The sequence below is a fragment of the Chloroflexota bacterium genome, from assembly GCA_018648225.1.
Lineage (GTDB): Bacteria > Chloroflexota > Anaerolineae > Anaerolineales > UBA11858 > NIOZ-UU35.
On record JABGRQ010000069.1, the window covers coordinates 38,367 to 52,418 of the forward strand.

The following is a 14,052-nucleotide window of genomic DNA, read 5'->3' on the forward strand; positions in this document are numbered from 1 at the left end:
TGTTCAGGAGTATAACGACAGCGCGCTAACCTGTCAAGCGGCGAGGATCTTACGGGCCTGTTGGCTATCCCGGTCGATTTGATGGATGAGTGCATCAACATCTGAGAAGCGTTGCTCGCCGCGCAGCCGCTGGATAAATTCAAGCTGGACGGATTCGCCATAGATATTCTCGGCGAAATCGAGCAGGTGTGCTTCCACACGGGGACGCACGGGGCCGCTCTCGAAGGTGGGGCGCACACCGATATTGGTAACTGCCCCCCAGGTTTGGCCGCCGAAATGGGCGCGGCACACATAAACACCCGCCGCGGGGATAGCTTGTTCTGCCCAAATCTCCAGATTAGCCGTTGGAAAACCGAGGCTGGCACCGCGCTGATCGCCAAGCACAACCTTGCCCTCAATAGCGAAATTTCTACTGAGCAGGGAGGCGGCTTCAGCTACTTGTCCGGCCCCCAGCAAAAAGCGGATGCGGCTGGATGAAACTACCTGCCCATCGGAGTTGAGCGGATTCGTGCGCCGTACAGAGAAACCCATCGTCGCGCCCATGCTACTGAGGGTTTCAAAATTCCCATCCCGATTTTTGCCCAGCGCAAAATCGTACCCAATTTGCAAATGTTGAATATGCAGGTGTTGGTTCAGCTTGTTCATAAAATCTTGCGCGGCGGTGGCGGCAATAGCTTTGTTGAAAGGATGCGTAATGACAACATCAATGCCGAGTTTGCCGAGCAGATGTGCTTTTTCGTTGGGTGGGGAGAGGTAAAAGGGGTAATCATGCCCGCGCAGGACGATTGCGGGGTGAGGATAGAAAGTAAGCACAACGGCTGGCATACCTTGTTGATGTGCGCCAGCCGCCAATTCACGCAACACTTTCTGGTGCCCGATGTGGACACCATCAAAAGAGCCGATGGTTAACCATGCGTTATCCAACCGGATTTCATCGAGAGACCAGAAATGCTGCATTAGCGATCGTTAAAATACCATTGGGAGTAATGGCGAGGACGCGGCCTTGTCCATTACTCCCAATAGGCATATGATTTAGGTTTGGAAGAATACTTTCTTCGGGAACCATTCGCGCTTATTCTCGTCGAAGCTCATCAAAGCAACCAAATCGCCTTGTTCGCTGACTGCGCGGGTCATGCCTTCTTCAGTCATTTCAGGGTTCGGACCTGCAGGAATGCGATGACCAAAAGCAACTTTTTCAACGGTTTCGTAGTCCAGTTCAACCGTTGGCCAGTCGGGAAGTAATTCCGCAGCTGGGATCAGGTGCCGATACCAGTCACCGGTGAGGAAAGCATCTTGCAGATCACGCAGGCGCACAGCATGGCGCAGGGTGAAAAATCCGCTTTTGGTGCGACGCAATCCGATTAAGTGTGCACCGGTTTGCAGGTCTTCACCGATGTCATTAGCGAGCGAGCGCACATACGTACCCGACGAACAATATACATCAAGAACGGCTTCGGGCGGCGCCCATTCGAGTAAGTCCAGTGTGTAGACATCAATCTCGCGCGGCTCGAGTTCAACTTCTTCGCCATCGCGGGTACGTTTATAGGCAGGTTTTCCCTGTACTTTGATCGCGGAATATGAAGGCGGGGTTTGCAGAGTTTTGCCCTCATAACTTTTAAGCAAGGTGAGAAATTGATCTTCGGTAATGTGTGCAAAAGGGGCTGTACGGGTGATGCGCCCTTCAGCATCATATGTGTCTGTTGATGCGCCCAGTTTTACGGTGGCCTGGTAGCGTTTGTCGTCTGCGGCTATAAATTCGCTCAGGCGAACAGCAGGGCCAACCAGTACAACCAGCACACCCGATGCACGCGGGTCAAGCGTGCCGGTGTGCCCGGCACGACGAATATTGGTACCACGCCGGACAATTTTTACGACATCGTGCGATGTCAAACCGACGGGCTTATCAATAACCAAGGCTCCAGATACGACGTTTTTTATATGACCTTCCATAGTGTTCATCTCCCCGGTATAGGTTGTGTGAGATATGTAAATTGTACTTGATTCATAAGATTTCAACTTGAGATTTACATGTGAATTTTATTTAGACTTGCCATGAAAAAACCTGAAAAACTGGGGGAGTGGGTTATCTTGCAACCCGCTCCCCCTTGAATTCCGATATTTTGTAAGACAAATCCCTCATTCTATTACTGTGTCAGCATTTGTGTGGCTGTAATTACCTGTTTCTTGACATCATCGAGTGCCCCTTCGATCGTAGCTCCAGAAGCAGCTTTGTGTCCGCCGCCGTCAAACTGAGCCGCAATTTTCGAAGTATCGTAGCCGGGTCTGGCGCGCCAGCTTACTTTGATCATCCCGTTGGGTTGTTCAATAAAGATTACCGCGACAACGGCGCCATCTACTGAAGCCAGCAAGCTCACCAGGTCGGCATCATCCTTACCGGGGTAGTTGCTAGTTTCCCGGTCGGCGTTGCTCAATGTTGTCCAGATGATCTGATTTTCCATCTCAATGTGATTTAATCCAGCGCCCCAATACCGCACCGCTTCAAAAGATCGCTCATGCAATGCTTTTGTATACAACTTGGGCATGTCAACACCTAATTCCATCAATGCCGCTGCGGTGCGTAATGTTTGTGGTTGCACATTGGAGGTACGAAACCCGAGCGTATCGGTGATTATTCCGGTAAGCAATGCTTCGGCGACGATTTGGGAGATATCTAAACCCCATTGGGGCAAGTAACGTGCCAGCATTTCTGCCGTTGATGGCGTTGTGCTTTCAACCAGGTTAATATGGGCGAAATTAAGATTGGTGATATGGTGGTCTATATTCAGGTCTGGTTTTGGATACTCATCAAGAGCCGTGCCAACCCGGTCCAGTCCTGAGCAGTCTACGACAACAATCAGATCAAAGACACCAGAAGGCTTTTTTTGAATCTTCTCGCTGTTTTTGAGATGTCGTAGCGCGCGCGGCACACCATCGGCAAGCACCATTTGAACATCTTTCCCGGCTTCTTGCAGCGCCAAACCGAATGCAAGTGTTGAACCAACTGCGTCGCCATCGGGGCGAACGTGCGAGGTAATCAGGATGCGATGTGCGCTTTGAATACGGCTTCTGATTTCTTTTAAATCTTTACTCAATGTCGTCATTAAGTGAGCTTTCTTCCGTATCCGAAACTGGTTCGTCACTAATATCCAATGAAGCCAGAAGTTGTTCAATGCGGTCGGCGTGTTCAGGGCTGTGGTCCCAGTAGAAGCGCAGGCGCGGGAAATGGCGTAGTTCAACCCGCCGCGCTAATTCGCTGCGCAGATACCCTCCAGCGTGCTGCAAACCAGCGAGAATCTCCTCAGCCTCCGAACTGCCCATCAATGATGAGACATAGACATTGGCAAATGAGATTTCGCGGTCCACGCGGACCTTGGAGATATTTACATTTGACAATCGCGGATCGGCTGTTTCCATCAAAAGCAAGGTAGAAAGCTCTTCGTGAATTCGGTCCGCGATCCGTTTGGCGCGTAGTTCAGATGGCATGTTTTGTTCCTGACTAGAATACTTTTACTTCTTCAATCTTGTAGCATACTACTTGATCGCCGTCTTCAAAATCGTTGAAGCCTTTCATGCCAATGCCACACTCAAAGCCTTCGCGCACTTCACGCACATCTTCTTGATGCCGCTTGAGAGAAGCCGCTTCACCTTCAAAAACGGCTTCATCGCCGCGCATCACTCGCATGAATGCATTGCGAAACAGGGTGCCTTCAACCACACGGCAACCGGCGGCTTTCCCGATCTTGGAGGCAGAAAATACAGCCAGTACGTTCGCGCGTCCCAAAACCACTTCTTTTTGTTCCGGGGCCAATAAGCCTTTTAGCGCCTTATCGATATCTTCGGTGAGCCTGTAAATAATATTATACGAGCGAATTGATACTTTTTCGGTGTCGGCCAATCGCCGCGCGGGCGGGTCGGGGTTGACATTGAAGCCGATAATGATCGCGTCGGATGAAGATGCCAGCATGACATCATTTTCAGAGACATTCCCGGTATCAGCATGCAAAATATTGACTCGAATATCTTCTACCTGCATCTCTTCAAGTGAAGAAACAATCGGCTCCAATGAACCTTGTACATCGGCTTTAATAATCAGGCGTAGTTCTTGTGCTTCGCCAGATTGTACCCGGGCAAATAGCTGTTCGAGGGTCATGCCCGCGTGTTTGGCTGCGCCCGATTGTTCACCCTGAAGTTGGCGGTCATGCACGATGGTACGCGCAACTTTGGTAGACTCAACAACTTTGAAGATTTCGCCCGCCGCGGGGATTTCATCCAAACCCATAACGGAAATAGGAGAGGATGGTGGCGCTTTCGTGATGGCGACACCCTGGTAGTCAAACATGGCTTTGATACGACCGTGGGATTGTCCCGTAACGACCACATCTCCGGTTTTGAGTGTGCCATTTTGCACCAGCAGGGTAGCGACCGCGCCGCGTCCACGCTCTTGGCTGGCTTCAATAACTGTGCCGAATACTTCCCCATTGGGGTTAGCATAAATCTTGGTATTGTCGGCAACCAACAAAATCGCCTCGAGAAGGTCATCCAGACCCTGTTGTTCTTTCGCCGATATCGGAATGACCAAGGTATCCCCATCCCATTCATCAGGAACCAGGCCAATTTCAGCAAGCTGTTGTTTTACTTGGTCGGGAACTGCGTTTGGGCGGTCAATTTTGTTCAAAGCAACGATGATGGGAACCTGGGCAGCCTGGGCATGGGCGATAGCTTCGCGAGTTTGCGGCATCACGCCATCATCTGCGGCTACCACCAGAACGACAATATCTGCCCCTTGAGCGCCGCGCGCTCGCATGGCGGTAAAGGCCGCGTGTCCGGGGGTGTCAATAAAACTGATGAAGCGATCGTTGTGTTTGACTTGATAAGCGCCAATATGTTGGGTAATTCCACCAACTTCGCCTCCGGCAACATTGGCCTCACGGATAGCATCCAGCAAAGTAGTTTTCCCGTGATCAACATGGCCCAAAATACCAATAACAGGAGGGCGTGGTTCCAGATTTTTAGACGTTTCTTTGGCAATCCACTGTCGCCAAAGCGGAATTTCGGAAATATCCTTACCGCTTTCTGCCTCGCTGATTTCGAGTTGTGCATCGAAGCCCAGTTCAGCCGCGATTATCGCGGCGGTATCAAAGTCGATCTCCTGATTAATATTTGCCATTACGCCATTCGCCATCAATGTTTTTATCACATCGATAGGGCTGGCTTGTAAGTGTTCAGATAATTCGCGTACGGTTATGCTGCTGGGGAGTTCAATTGGTTTTAATTCGCCATTATCGCTCATAGTGGTCACTCCTTCTAGGTTCTCAACTGCAGCTGGTAGATGTGAACCATCGGTACCGCTTGCTTTGAGCAGAGGTTGTCAAGTTGAACACCCTAATGAGTTGGCGAGAGCAGGCTGACTTCGGTTAGTACAGGATGATGGCTCGCGGGCCAGTTGGGTGTTGTTTGGTTATGTGGCTGTGATTCATTTCGTTGCTGGCTCAGCTTCTATGGGGAGTTCTTCCATGAACGCCTTGAGTAACTGATGATCTTCAGCGCTGATTGTGGTTTTAAGGGCGCGGGCCAATGAGCCTCTTATCCCTTTTCCCCAACAGTCACGTTTCTGATGTATATAAGCGCCGCGTCCGGTGAGTTTGCCCGAAGGGTCAATTTTCACACCTTCAGCGGTGCGTACTATGCGGATCATCGAACGTTTGGGGAGTACAGTCCGACAGCCTACGCATGTGCGTTGGGGGATGTGTTTTTTCTTCCTCACTGTAATTTAATAGTCAGATGAGATGCCGGGGACTGGTAGTTTAAAAATCCCACTCTTCATCATTCCATTCATTCCATTCTTGTCCTGATTTCTTGCGTTTTTTACGGTAAATCGTGACATCGCGATCAGGGTCGTATTCGATTTCAACGTATTTTTTACGTTTCTTGCCTTTATCATCTGTGCTTTCGTCGCTGGCAAGCTCATCAAAATCGAGCATTTCTGGCTTGAGCTTGAAGATTTCTTCCATTGATTTGGGTAACTCTTCATCGGGTGCGCCAGCTTTCTCGGCGGGCGCTTCGGCTTTTGCTGCATCTTCGACCACAGCCTCAACCGATTCTACTTCATCGCTGGCTACTTCTTCAACAGAGTCTTCAGTCTCTTCGGCTACTTCTTGAACAGATTCGTCTTCGGTCGCCTCGTCAACTTCAGCAATGGCTTCCGTTTCGGTCGCCACTTCGCCTTCGCTGGCCGTTTCTTCAGATTCCTGCATTGCTTCAACTTCTTCAACAGGGGCTTCTTCTGTAATCTCAACCGGAGTAAGCGAGGTTGCCATTAATTTCAATGCCGCTTCGATCTCTTCCATAGCTTTGGGGCCGATACCATCAACTTCTCGAATAGCCCCTGGATCAAAGTTATATGCAAACATTAACTCTCCAACATTGGATACTTCCAGATTGTCTTCTAATAATGATGTGAGATGATCTGAAAAACCAAGGGTCGGTAGGGGAAGTTCGTATGCCCCTGCGGGAACATCTTTGCGGGCATTTTTTAGGCGGTTGGCATGTTCCTGTTTGCGCTCTCGAATGCTGTCAATGAGTCCACGCTCGATGCGCGTGGTAAAGGCGTGCATTTCTTGGAAGTCTTCCGGGGTGATCGGCCGCCCCTCGGCCTTCTTTTTCATCAGGGCTTCAACGCGCGGAGTATTTTCGCTTTCAATTTCCTTATATTCAGCGTAAGCGGCATTATTCTTGAGTTTGAAAAGCGTTTCAGATGTGGCTTCAATCAGGCTCTTGATGTCGATGCGCCAGCCAGTGAGTTTGGCGGTGAGACGGGCGTTTTGCCCATCGCGCCCGATAGCCAAACTGAGTTGGTCTTCAGGTACGACTACGGTAGCCGTCTTTGGCCCATTATGCTCTTCCAGAAAGACGCTTAAAACGCGCGCCGGGCTGAGAGCTTTGGCAATATACGCTTGGGGATCCGAGTTCCACTCAATGACATCGATTTTCTCATCACTTAGCTCGCGCACAATGGTTTGAATACGCACACCGCGGATGCCGACACAGGCTCCAACCGGGTCTACGCCGGGCTGGAGTGCCGCCACAGCTACTTTTGAACGTTGGCCTGGTTCGCGCGAGATGGAGCGAATTTCTACCAGCCCCTGGTAAATTTCTGGAACTTCATTTTCAAGTAAACGTCGCAAAAAATCGGGATGAGCGCGCGATAGAATGATCTTTGGTCCGCGGTTGGAATCTTGTACTTCAAGCAAGAGCGCACGCACCCGATCGTGAACGCGGAAGAATTCGCGTGGAATTTGGTGGCGGCGCGGCATTATCCCCTCGGCTTTTAAATCCAGCCCCAGGCTGATTTGTTTGGCATTGATGGCTTGCACAACGCCACTAATAACATCGCCAGCCTGATTAGCATAATAAGCGTGCTGGGCATCTCGCTCTGCTTCGCGAATGCGTTGTTGAATTACCTGACGAGCTGTTTGGGCAGCCACGCGCCCGAAATCAGTCGGGGTGCTTTCCACAATGACCATATCGCCATATTCAGCTTCAGGATTTACCTCTTTTGCTTCTGCCAGAATGACCTCGGTGCGGTCGTCTTGAACTTCGTCAACGACCTCTTTTTCCGCGGAAATCGAAACCGCGCCGGTAATCGGATCAATTTTTGCCTCAACATGCTGCGCGGTAGAAGCGCGAACGGCGCGTCGGTACGCAGATACCATCGCATCCTCAATAGCAGCTATAACAACATCCTGGGGTAACCCTCGATCATCGAGGACTTGTTTTAAGGCCAGAGCAAAATCATTCTTCATATCTCTATATCTCCATCAATAACTGGGTGGTTGTCTATCAGACACAAAGAAAAGTGGGGGTTGCCCACTTTTCGCTGACAGCAGTATTGCTACCACCCTATAGCGTCAAAATTCTAGCACGCTTTGTTATTTGTGGCAAGACTGTGAGCGTAAAAATTAGCACGATTGATTTGATATTGTCTCAGTATATGGCAAAAATCTGAGTTAATTATTTGCTACGATCAATTGATCGCGCAGGCGAATTTCTTCTTCCACGGAGGTGATTTTCTCATCCAACCAGGCGCTGCGCAGGTCTTCGAGAATTTGTGCGTAAACCGGTCCAGGAGCCAGCCCCATTTCTTTGAGATCGTGACCTGTGGTAACAGGCTTGATCTCTCGCCATTTTTGTGCGAATTGGAATAGGCACTGACGCACTTTCTCGTCGTTGGTTGCATGGTAGAGGCCGTAAATTGCCAGTGGTGGGGTTTTTGCACAACGCCGGGTAATTTCACTGGGTTCTTGGTCTACAAGGTTGGGGAGATCGTGCCAGATGAAACACGCCGCGCGGATGGTTCCGGTGAGGGCGGCAGGTAATTTCAAACGTTTAATCACGCCCTGAATGCGGTAGATGGGGGTGGGAATCAGCCACAGGATGTAGGCTAAAGCTCGTTTCAGGCGCGCCCCTTCCATGTCTGGTGAGAGATTCCAGATCGAGTCTGGTGTATGTGCCTCGAGGGTAGAAATTTGCCTGGCAATTTCAGGATTCCACTTTAGGTCTTTGTGGATTTCACTGAGCAAGTCGAGTTCGTTTAAGCGATCCAGCATTTGGATGGCATTTTCCTCATCGAGAATATTGTCCAGTTCATGCCGGATGCGGTCGCCAGAGATGCGGTTCATCAGTGAGCGTGCTTCTAGTAAGAGTTGATAGCTGCGCTCGCTGATGGCGAAGTTATAGCGTTTTTCGTAACGCACTGCGCGCAAAATGCGTGTGGGGTCATCGACAAACGAAAGCGAGTGCAGTACGCGGATTTTTTCGTCTTGCAGATCATTCAGGCCGCCCCAGTAATCATGGAGTTCGCCGTAATGATGTCCATCGAGACGCAGTGCCAGCGTATTGATGGTGAAATCGCGGCGGTGCAGATCGAGCTTGATGCTGCCGCGTTCCACGGTGGGTAGCGCGGTGGGGTGGGTGTAAAACTCCGTGCGTGCAGAGATGAAATCGAGCGAGGCAGGCAGGTTGCCTTGTTGGAGGGTGCTTTCTTCTAGCAGCCATTTGGCCGTGCCAAAGCGTTTATGTGTGGTAACACGCCCGCCAAATTGATTACCTAGCGCCTGTGCCAATTCAATCGCGTCGCCTTCCACGACCAGATCAAAATCGAGGCTGGGGCGGTTGAGCAACAGGTCGCGCACAAAACCACCAACAATGAAGAGTGCGGCGTTCTGGCTTTTGGCCGTTTCGGCAATCATATGGAGTAAATCTAATCGCTCTGGGGGCAATGCTTGGTTGAGTTTTTCGTTCAGGTTGCGCGGCGCGGCGCGGGTGGGTTTGGTGGTGAGTATTTTGAGTAAATCGGTACGGGTGACGATACCGATAATCTGATGGCTGCCACGCTCGACGACCGGGATTTGACCCCAATCGGTATCCGTCATAATGTTTTGGAGATATTCGATGGAATGATCGGGATGAACGTGTGTATTACCAGCTTTCATCAGACTCGATGCAGGCAGGTTGAGCTTGTGTGAAAGAGCGCGGTCCACGGCGCGGCGGGTGAGTAAACCTACGATGGTATTATTCTCGACTACCGGATAGCCTTCGTAACCGTAACGCTGCATACGCTGGGAGGCTGCTTCTACCGGGGTGTCGGGTGTGAGTACTTGTGGCGCGCTCGACATAATTTCGCCAACCGTCACAGACGGTTGGACGTGGTGGGGTAAGATGGTCTTGAGTTCAGCATATACATCTTCGAGAGTACGATTCTTAATCAACCCTGCGGCAGCGCGGGGATGCCCGCCGCCGCCGAAATGCGCAGCAATTTGGGCCACATCGATATTATCGCTGGTAGAGCGGCAGATCAGTTGTACGCCCCCGCGGGTCTGGATGACTAAAATCAATGCTTCGGGGTCGAGCAGATCGCGTAGTTTATGGGCAATTGTGGAGAGTTCCTCTTCGGATTCCTGCGCGTCACCGGTAGCCAGCAATACAGCCAATCCATGAACATCCATGCTTTCTGCGTTCGCTTGCAAGCTGCGGTAAATGGCTTGCTGTTCTAATGAGAGCGGATGGTTGAGAAAATCATTCGCGATCGATAAATTGGCGCCTTCTTCCAGCAGATAAGCCGCGGCGTGCACATCGCGCGGAGTGGTGCGGCTATATGTTAAAGAGCCGGTATCCTCATAGATGCCCAGAAGCAACAGCGTTGCTTGAACCATGTTGAGATGCTGACACCTTTCTTGAATGGCCTCAACGAAAATAGTCGTATTGGCTCCGGTCTGATCAGAGATGAACTCCCACTCCGGGGGGAGATTCGGCTTGGGGTTGTGGTGGTCCACTACCTTGATGTGTGTCTCACCCCCCATGCCTTTTACACTGACCAAAGACTGCGTATCCACGAGGGTAATCATCTCGATAGGCTCACCTGGCATATCGCGCGGATCAATAAAAGGGAGTTCGGCGCCATAGAGCGTGAGAAAACCGCGCACATTGCGATTGATGCGCCGTGGCAGCACCGGGATAGCATTTTCGTCGATCAAATTTGCTCCCAGCAGGGAGGCGATGCCGTCGAAATCGGTTTGTTCGTGGGTAAGAATAATCCGCATAATGTGCTTATTGTACTGTATTTCTATGAGGAAACCAGGAGGCTATGAGATTTTCGATGTTTTCTCACCAAGCTGTGAAAACCATAAGTTTTTGAGAAGATACGAATCTCCGGTATAATTTGCGTTTATGGATATTCGTGAACTTACGGAACATATGCACAATTTTGTGCGTGCCAAAGCCTGGTATGAAGCCGACAGCCCGCGCCCGCAGACGTTGCGGAATTTGGCGATTTCGCTAAACCTCGAAGCGGCGGAAGTCTTAGAATATTTCCAATGGGATGAGCAAGCTGAGAACCTGAATGGGCTGGCCGATGAATTAGCCGATGTGGCTTTGTATCTGCTGCAAATTGCGAGTATTGCAGAGATTGATATTGAACAAGCTATGCTGGCGAAGCTAGAACGAAATTACAAGCGAGACTGGTAGATGAAACGAATTACAGTTTTTGGTGGATCAAAACCGAAACCGGGCGAACCGGCCTATCAGCAAGCATATATTCTCGGGCAACTGCTTGGTGGGCAAGGGCATACTGTCCTCACCGGAGGCTATATTGGCACGATGGAAGCCGTTTCGCGTGGCGCGGCAGAAAGAGGCGCGCATGTTATCGGTGTGACCTGTGATGAGATTGAAGCCTGGCGGCCAGTAAAGCCCAATCCGTGGGTGCTGGAAGAGATGCGCTATCCAACCTTACGCCAGCGCCTTTACGCGCTGATTGACGCATGTGACGCTGCGATTGCCTTGCCCGGTGGGATTGGCACATTAGCGGAAATCGCTGCCATGTGGTCTCAGCTACAAACCGGGGCTTCTGCGCGGCGTCCCCTACTGTTAATTGGAGCCGGTTGGCAAGTTGTTTTCGAACGCATGGCAGAAACGCTTGGCGCATATATGGCCGAAAAAGATCGTCAATTGATTACATACGCTATTGATGAGTATCAGGCAATTGATTTTTTGCCAACATTATTTGAATAAATCTTATGCCTGCTATTCAACCTGTGCGACTTTCTGCTCAAATTGATGAGTTGGTGTCAACATTTGATGACCCCTTGGCTTTTTCACGCGCCATGCACGCATTGTTAAATTTCTATGCCGATCGCACTTTGCGTTCCAGCCAGGTGATCGAAGCGGCGCCCTTGCTTCACAGTTATCGGATAGCACCGCCCGTAATGCGCCAGATTGAAAAGACACTTCAGGCGCGTGTTGACGATGCTCCCGAACAGGCGTTGATTCTCGCCGACCAACTTTGGTCAGAGCGATGGCTGGAGACTCGTCTTTTGGCGATAGCAATTGTGGGTAATCTTTCAGGAGAGTTTAAACAAGAGATCATTTCACGGATCACAGCCTGGGGTATGGAATGTAAAGAAGATAAGGTGCTGCGATCCTTGTTGTCAAAAGGCCTGGCGCATATACGGCTGACCGCATTTGATGAGTATTTGGCCTTGCTGGAAAGCTGGTTGCTTTCATCGGATCCTGCAAAGGTCTATTTGGGTATCCACGCACTCCCCGCATTGTTGAAGATTAAATCATTTGAAAATTTGCCGTTGATATTTCGCTGGTTGATGCCCCAAGTGCGGGAGATTAATTCCACCCATAAAAGCGATTTGATTTATGTAATTCGTTTGTTGATCCAACGTTCCCCCCAGGAGACGGCTTATTTTTTGCGTCAGGCGCTAAATGTCACCGTTGATAAGCAAACGAGTGCTTTGATTCGCCGTGTATTGGATGATTTCCCCGAATCTTTGCGACAAACTTTGCATGAAACGTTGCGAGCGTCTCGCCTTCAACCGTAGAATATTCATTTGGCTTATGTAAAAAATCTCCGCTCTATTCCGAGCGGAGATTTTTTGTTACGCGAGTTGAATATTGTTAGTGCGCTTCTAGTTGACGTACTACCATCACAACTTTACCATGTACTTCAACGGTACTGCGGTCATTGATATAAATTGGATCCATGGTGGGGTTTGCGGGTTGCAAGCGGATATGGTCTCCATCATCAAAGAAATATTTGAGAGTGGTTTCATTATTGTCATTGAGCCAGATAGCAACCATTTCACCATTATGTGCTTCTTGCGTTTTCTTAAGAATAACAATATCGCCGTCGTTTACCATAGCGTCAATCATCGAATCTCCACGGACTTCCATAGCAAAAAGATCACTTATATTCCTCCCTGGGTCAGGGAGCATATCCCTGGCGATATTAATCATCGATGACTCTGCATCATAGGGATTGAAGTCACTATCCGGGAAGGGGATCGGCTTGCTCGCTACGATACGACCAACCAACGGGATTTGCAATAATTCGTTGATCGTGTCTACAACGTGTTCAGCAGTTGCGGTTAGCGCCTCGCCATATTGTTTGATGATACGTAAACCGCGCGAAACGCCGCGGTCGCGTTCAATATAGCCTTTTTCTTCGAGCTGGTCCAGATAATAGTTCACCACTGATGTGGATGAGAGAACGGCACGTTCCATAATTTCTCGGATGGTGGGTGGGTATCCGAATTTGGTGGAATAGCTCTCGATGATTTGGAGAACTTTGACATGTTTTTCATTCAACCCGGCTGCTTTTTTTCGTGCCATCATAAGCTTTTCTCCCGAACGGATACTTGTGTGTGCAGCACCTTATATATAGATAGAATATTTGTGCTAAGGTAATATTACTTGAACATTCGTTCTGTGTCAAGGAGAATTTTCTTGATATTGGACGAAGAAATATGGCAAATTTGCCCGCGCAGCTTGGTTGCGGTATAAAAAAAGCCCGACCAAGTATCTAAATCTAGCCGGGCGACAACTAAGAAAAAGTTTCTTACCCTTTCGAGAAAAATGATTCTTCCATCGCAAGGATACCCAATTTTCGGGCTTTTGAAATCGCTGCCGGACGGTTGTGAACATTCAGGCGTACATAAGCGCCGGAGAGTAAGTTGCGCATTGTGGAATTTGCTACATTGAGAATCCGGGCTAACTCAGCGGTAGTCTTATCTGGATATGCAGCACAGAGTGATATTGCCTCAAGTTGACGCGGTGAGAGCGCATCACCTGGGGAAATTTTTCTATTGAGTTGTTCCAATGCCATCCGGCTAAAGTGGATGCTTCCACTGGCGATTGCACGCACCACCGAAGGTAATTCCATAATGGTTTGGCGGTCATCCTTCAGAATATACCCACTGGCTCCGGCGCTGATAATATTCTTGATTATAGTGGGCTGACTGTGCATTGAGATCACCAGGATGGCCATATTGGGGTAGTGATCAATAAGTTTGGGAATTAGATACAGAATTGGATAGATATTGTTGTTTTCTGCTGATGTTGGAACACTGATATCTAACAAGAGCACATCTACTGCATGCTCTTTCAGCATTGGTTCTAATTCTTCACCGTAAGAAATCGTGGCAACAATCGTTATATTACTAACCTTGCACTTTAAGAATCAGAAAGAGCCAATTGGCTGCAAATTTGTTC

The 14,052-nt window shown here is 49.6% G+C and carries 13 protein-coding genes; 3 read left to right on the forward strand and 10 right to left on the reverse strand.

Annotation, left to right across the window (positions count from 1 at the left end):
• Window positions 1-33 precede the first annotated feature (33 nt).
• The 8 genes from HN413_05265 to HN413_05300 form a co-directional block, all read right to left on the reverse strand.
• Window positions 34-957: a bifunctional riboflavin kinase/FAD synthetase gene (locus tag HN413_05265; protein MBT3389802.1), complete on the reverse strand. Its 924-nt coding sequence runs from the start codon at window positions 955-957 to the stop codon at window positions 34-36.
• A 75-nt stretch (window positions 958-1,032) separates the two neighbouring features.
• On the reverse strand, window positions 1,033-1,950 hold the full coding sequence (truB, locus tag HN413_05270; protein MBT3389803.1) for a tRNA pseudouridine(55) synthase TruB: 918 nt from the start codon (window positions 1,948-1,950) through the stop codon (window positions 1,033-1,035).
• 194 nt (window positions 1,951-2,144) lie between these two features.
• Window positions 2,145-3,101, reverse strand: a complete 957-nt coding sequence (locus HN413_05275; GenBank protein ID MBT3389804.1) for a bifunctional oligoribonuclease/PAP phosphatase NrnA — start codon at window positions 3,099-3,101, stop codon at window positions 2,145-2,147.
• The gene (gene rbfA, locus HN413_05280) at window positions 3,085-3,483 is read right to left on the reverse strand and encodes a 30S ribosome-binding factor RbfA (GenBank protein ID MBT3389805.1); all 399 of its coding nucleotides are present in this window, start codon (window positions 3,481-3,483) and stop codon (window positions 3,085-3,087) included. The genes HN413_05275 and rbfA overlap by 17 nt, the downstream gene beginning before the upstream one ends.
• A gap of 13 nt (window positions 3,484-3,496) precedes the next feature.
• Entirely contained in the window at window positions 3,497-5,290 is a 1,794-nt protein-coding gene (gene infB / locus HN413_05285; protein ID MBT3389806.1) for a translation initiation factor IF-2, read from the reverse strand.
• Between the two features lie 183 nt (window positions 5,291-5,473).
• Window positions 5,474-5,764, reverse strand: coding sequence for a YlxR family protein (locus tag HN413_05290; GenBank protein MBT3389807.1), 291 nt, complete (start codon window positions 5,762-5,764; stop codon window positions 5,474-5,476).
• Between the two features lie 40 nt (window positions 5,765-5,804).
• Window positions 5,805-7,802, reverse strand: a complete 1,998-nt coding sequence (gene nusA / locus HN413_05295; protein MBT3389808.1) for a transcription termination/antitermination protein NusA — start codon at window positions 7,800-7,802, stop codon at window positions 5,805-5,807.
• Between the two features lie 204 nt (window positions 7,803-8,006).
• Window positions 8,007-10,598, reverse strand: a complete 2,592-nt coding sequence (locus HN413_05300) for a CBS domain-containing protein (GenBank protein ID MBT3389809.1) — start codon at window positions 10,596-10,598, stop codon at window positions 8,007-8,009.
• A gap of 127 nt (window positions 10,599-10,725) precedes the next feature.
• Between HN413_05300 and HN413_05305 the strand changes: the two genes are divergently transcribed.
• From HN413_05305 to HN413_05315, 3 genes are read left to right on the forward strand one after another with little or no spacing between them, the layout of a single operon-like run.
• Window positions 10,726-11,022, forward strand: coding sequence for a nucleotide pyrophosphohydrolase (locus tag HN413_05305; GenBank protein MBT3389810.1), 297 nt, complete (start codon window positions 10,726-10,728; stop codon window positions 11,020-11,022).
• Window positions 11,023-11,565, forward strand: coding sequence for an LOG family protein (locus tag HN413_05310; protein ID MBT3389811.1), 543 nt, complete (start codon window positions 11,023-11,025; stop codon window positions 11,563-11,565).
• A 5-nt stretch (window positions 11,566-11,570) separates the two neighbouring features.
• Window positions 11,571-12,383: a hypothetical protein gene (locus HN413_05315; GenBank protein ID MBT3389812.1), complete on the forward strand. Its 813-nt coding sequence runs from the start codon at window positions 11,571-11,573 to the stop codon at window positions 12,381-12,383.
• 76 nt (window positions 12,384-12,459) lie between these two features.
• Here the strand turns inward: HN413_05315 and lexA are convergent, their stop codons facing one another.
• Window positions 12,460-13,176 carry a repressor LexA gene (gene lexA / locus HN413_05320; GenBank protein MBT3389813.1) on the reverse strand — a complete coding sequence of 239 codons (717 nt, stop codon included), beginning with the start codon at window positions 13,174-13,176 and terminating at the stop codon, window positions 12,460-12,462.
• A gap of 223 nt (window positions 13,177-13,399) precedes the next feature.
• Window positions 13,400-13,951 (reverse strand): response regulator transcription factor, encoded by a 552-nt coding sequence (locus HN413_05325; protein ID MBT3389814.1) that lies wholly within the window; start codon window positions 13,949-13,951, stop codon window positions 13,400-13,402.
• Between the last annotated feature and the right edge of the window lie 101 nt (window positions 13,952-14,052).

Bases quoted from the DNA above. Each gene is read 5' to 3' on its own strand.
- HN413_05265 (MBT3389802.1), bottom strand. From the start codon at position 957: ATGCAGCATTTCTGGTCTCTCGATGAAATCCGGTTGGATAACGCATGG.
- truB (MBT3389803.1), bottom strand. From the start codon at position 1,950: ATGGAAGGTCATATAAAAAACGTCGTATCTGGAGCCTTGGTTATTGAT.
- HN413_05275 (MBT3389804.1), bottom strand. From the start codon at position 3,101: ATGACGACATTGAGTAAAGATTTAAAAGAAATCAGAAGCCGTATTCAA.
- rbfA (MBT3389805.1), bottom strand. From the start codon at position 3,483: ATGCCATCTGAACTACGCGCCAAACGGATCGCGGACCGAATTCACGAA.
- infB (MBT3389806.1), bottom strand. From the start codon at position 5,290: ATGAGCGATAATGGCGAATTAAAACCAATTGAACTCCCCAGCAGCATA.
- nusA (MBT3389808.1), bottom strand. From the start codon at position 7,802: ATGAAGAATGATTTTGCTCTGGCCTTAAAACAAGTCCTCGATGATCGA.
- HN413_05300 (MBT3389809.1), bottom strand. From the start codon at position 10,598: ATGCGGATTATTCTTACCCACGAACAAACCGATTTCGACGGCATCGCC.
- HN413_05305 (MBT3389810.1), top strand. From the start codon at position 10,726: ATGGATATTCGTGAACTTACGGAACATATGCACAATTTTGTGCGTGCC.
- HN413_05310 (MBT3389811.1), top strand. From the start codon at position 11,023: ATGAAACGAATTACAGTTTTTGGTGGATCAAAACCGAAACCGGGCGAA.
- HN413_05315 (MBT3389812.1), top strand. From the start codon at position 11,571: ATGCCTGCTATTCAACCTGTGCGACTTTCTGCTCAAATTGATGAGTTG.
- lexA (MBT3389813.1), bottom strand. From the start codon at position 13,176: ATGATGGCACGAAAAAAAGCAGCCGGGTTGAATGAAAAACATGTCAAA.
- HN413_05325 (MBT3389814.1), bottom strand. From the start codon at position 13,951: ATGCTGAAAGAGCATGCAGTAGATGTGCTCTTGTTAGATATCAGTGTT.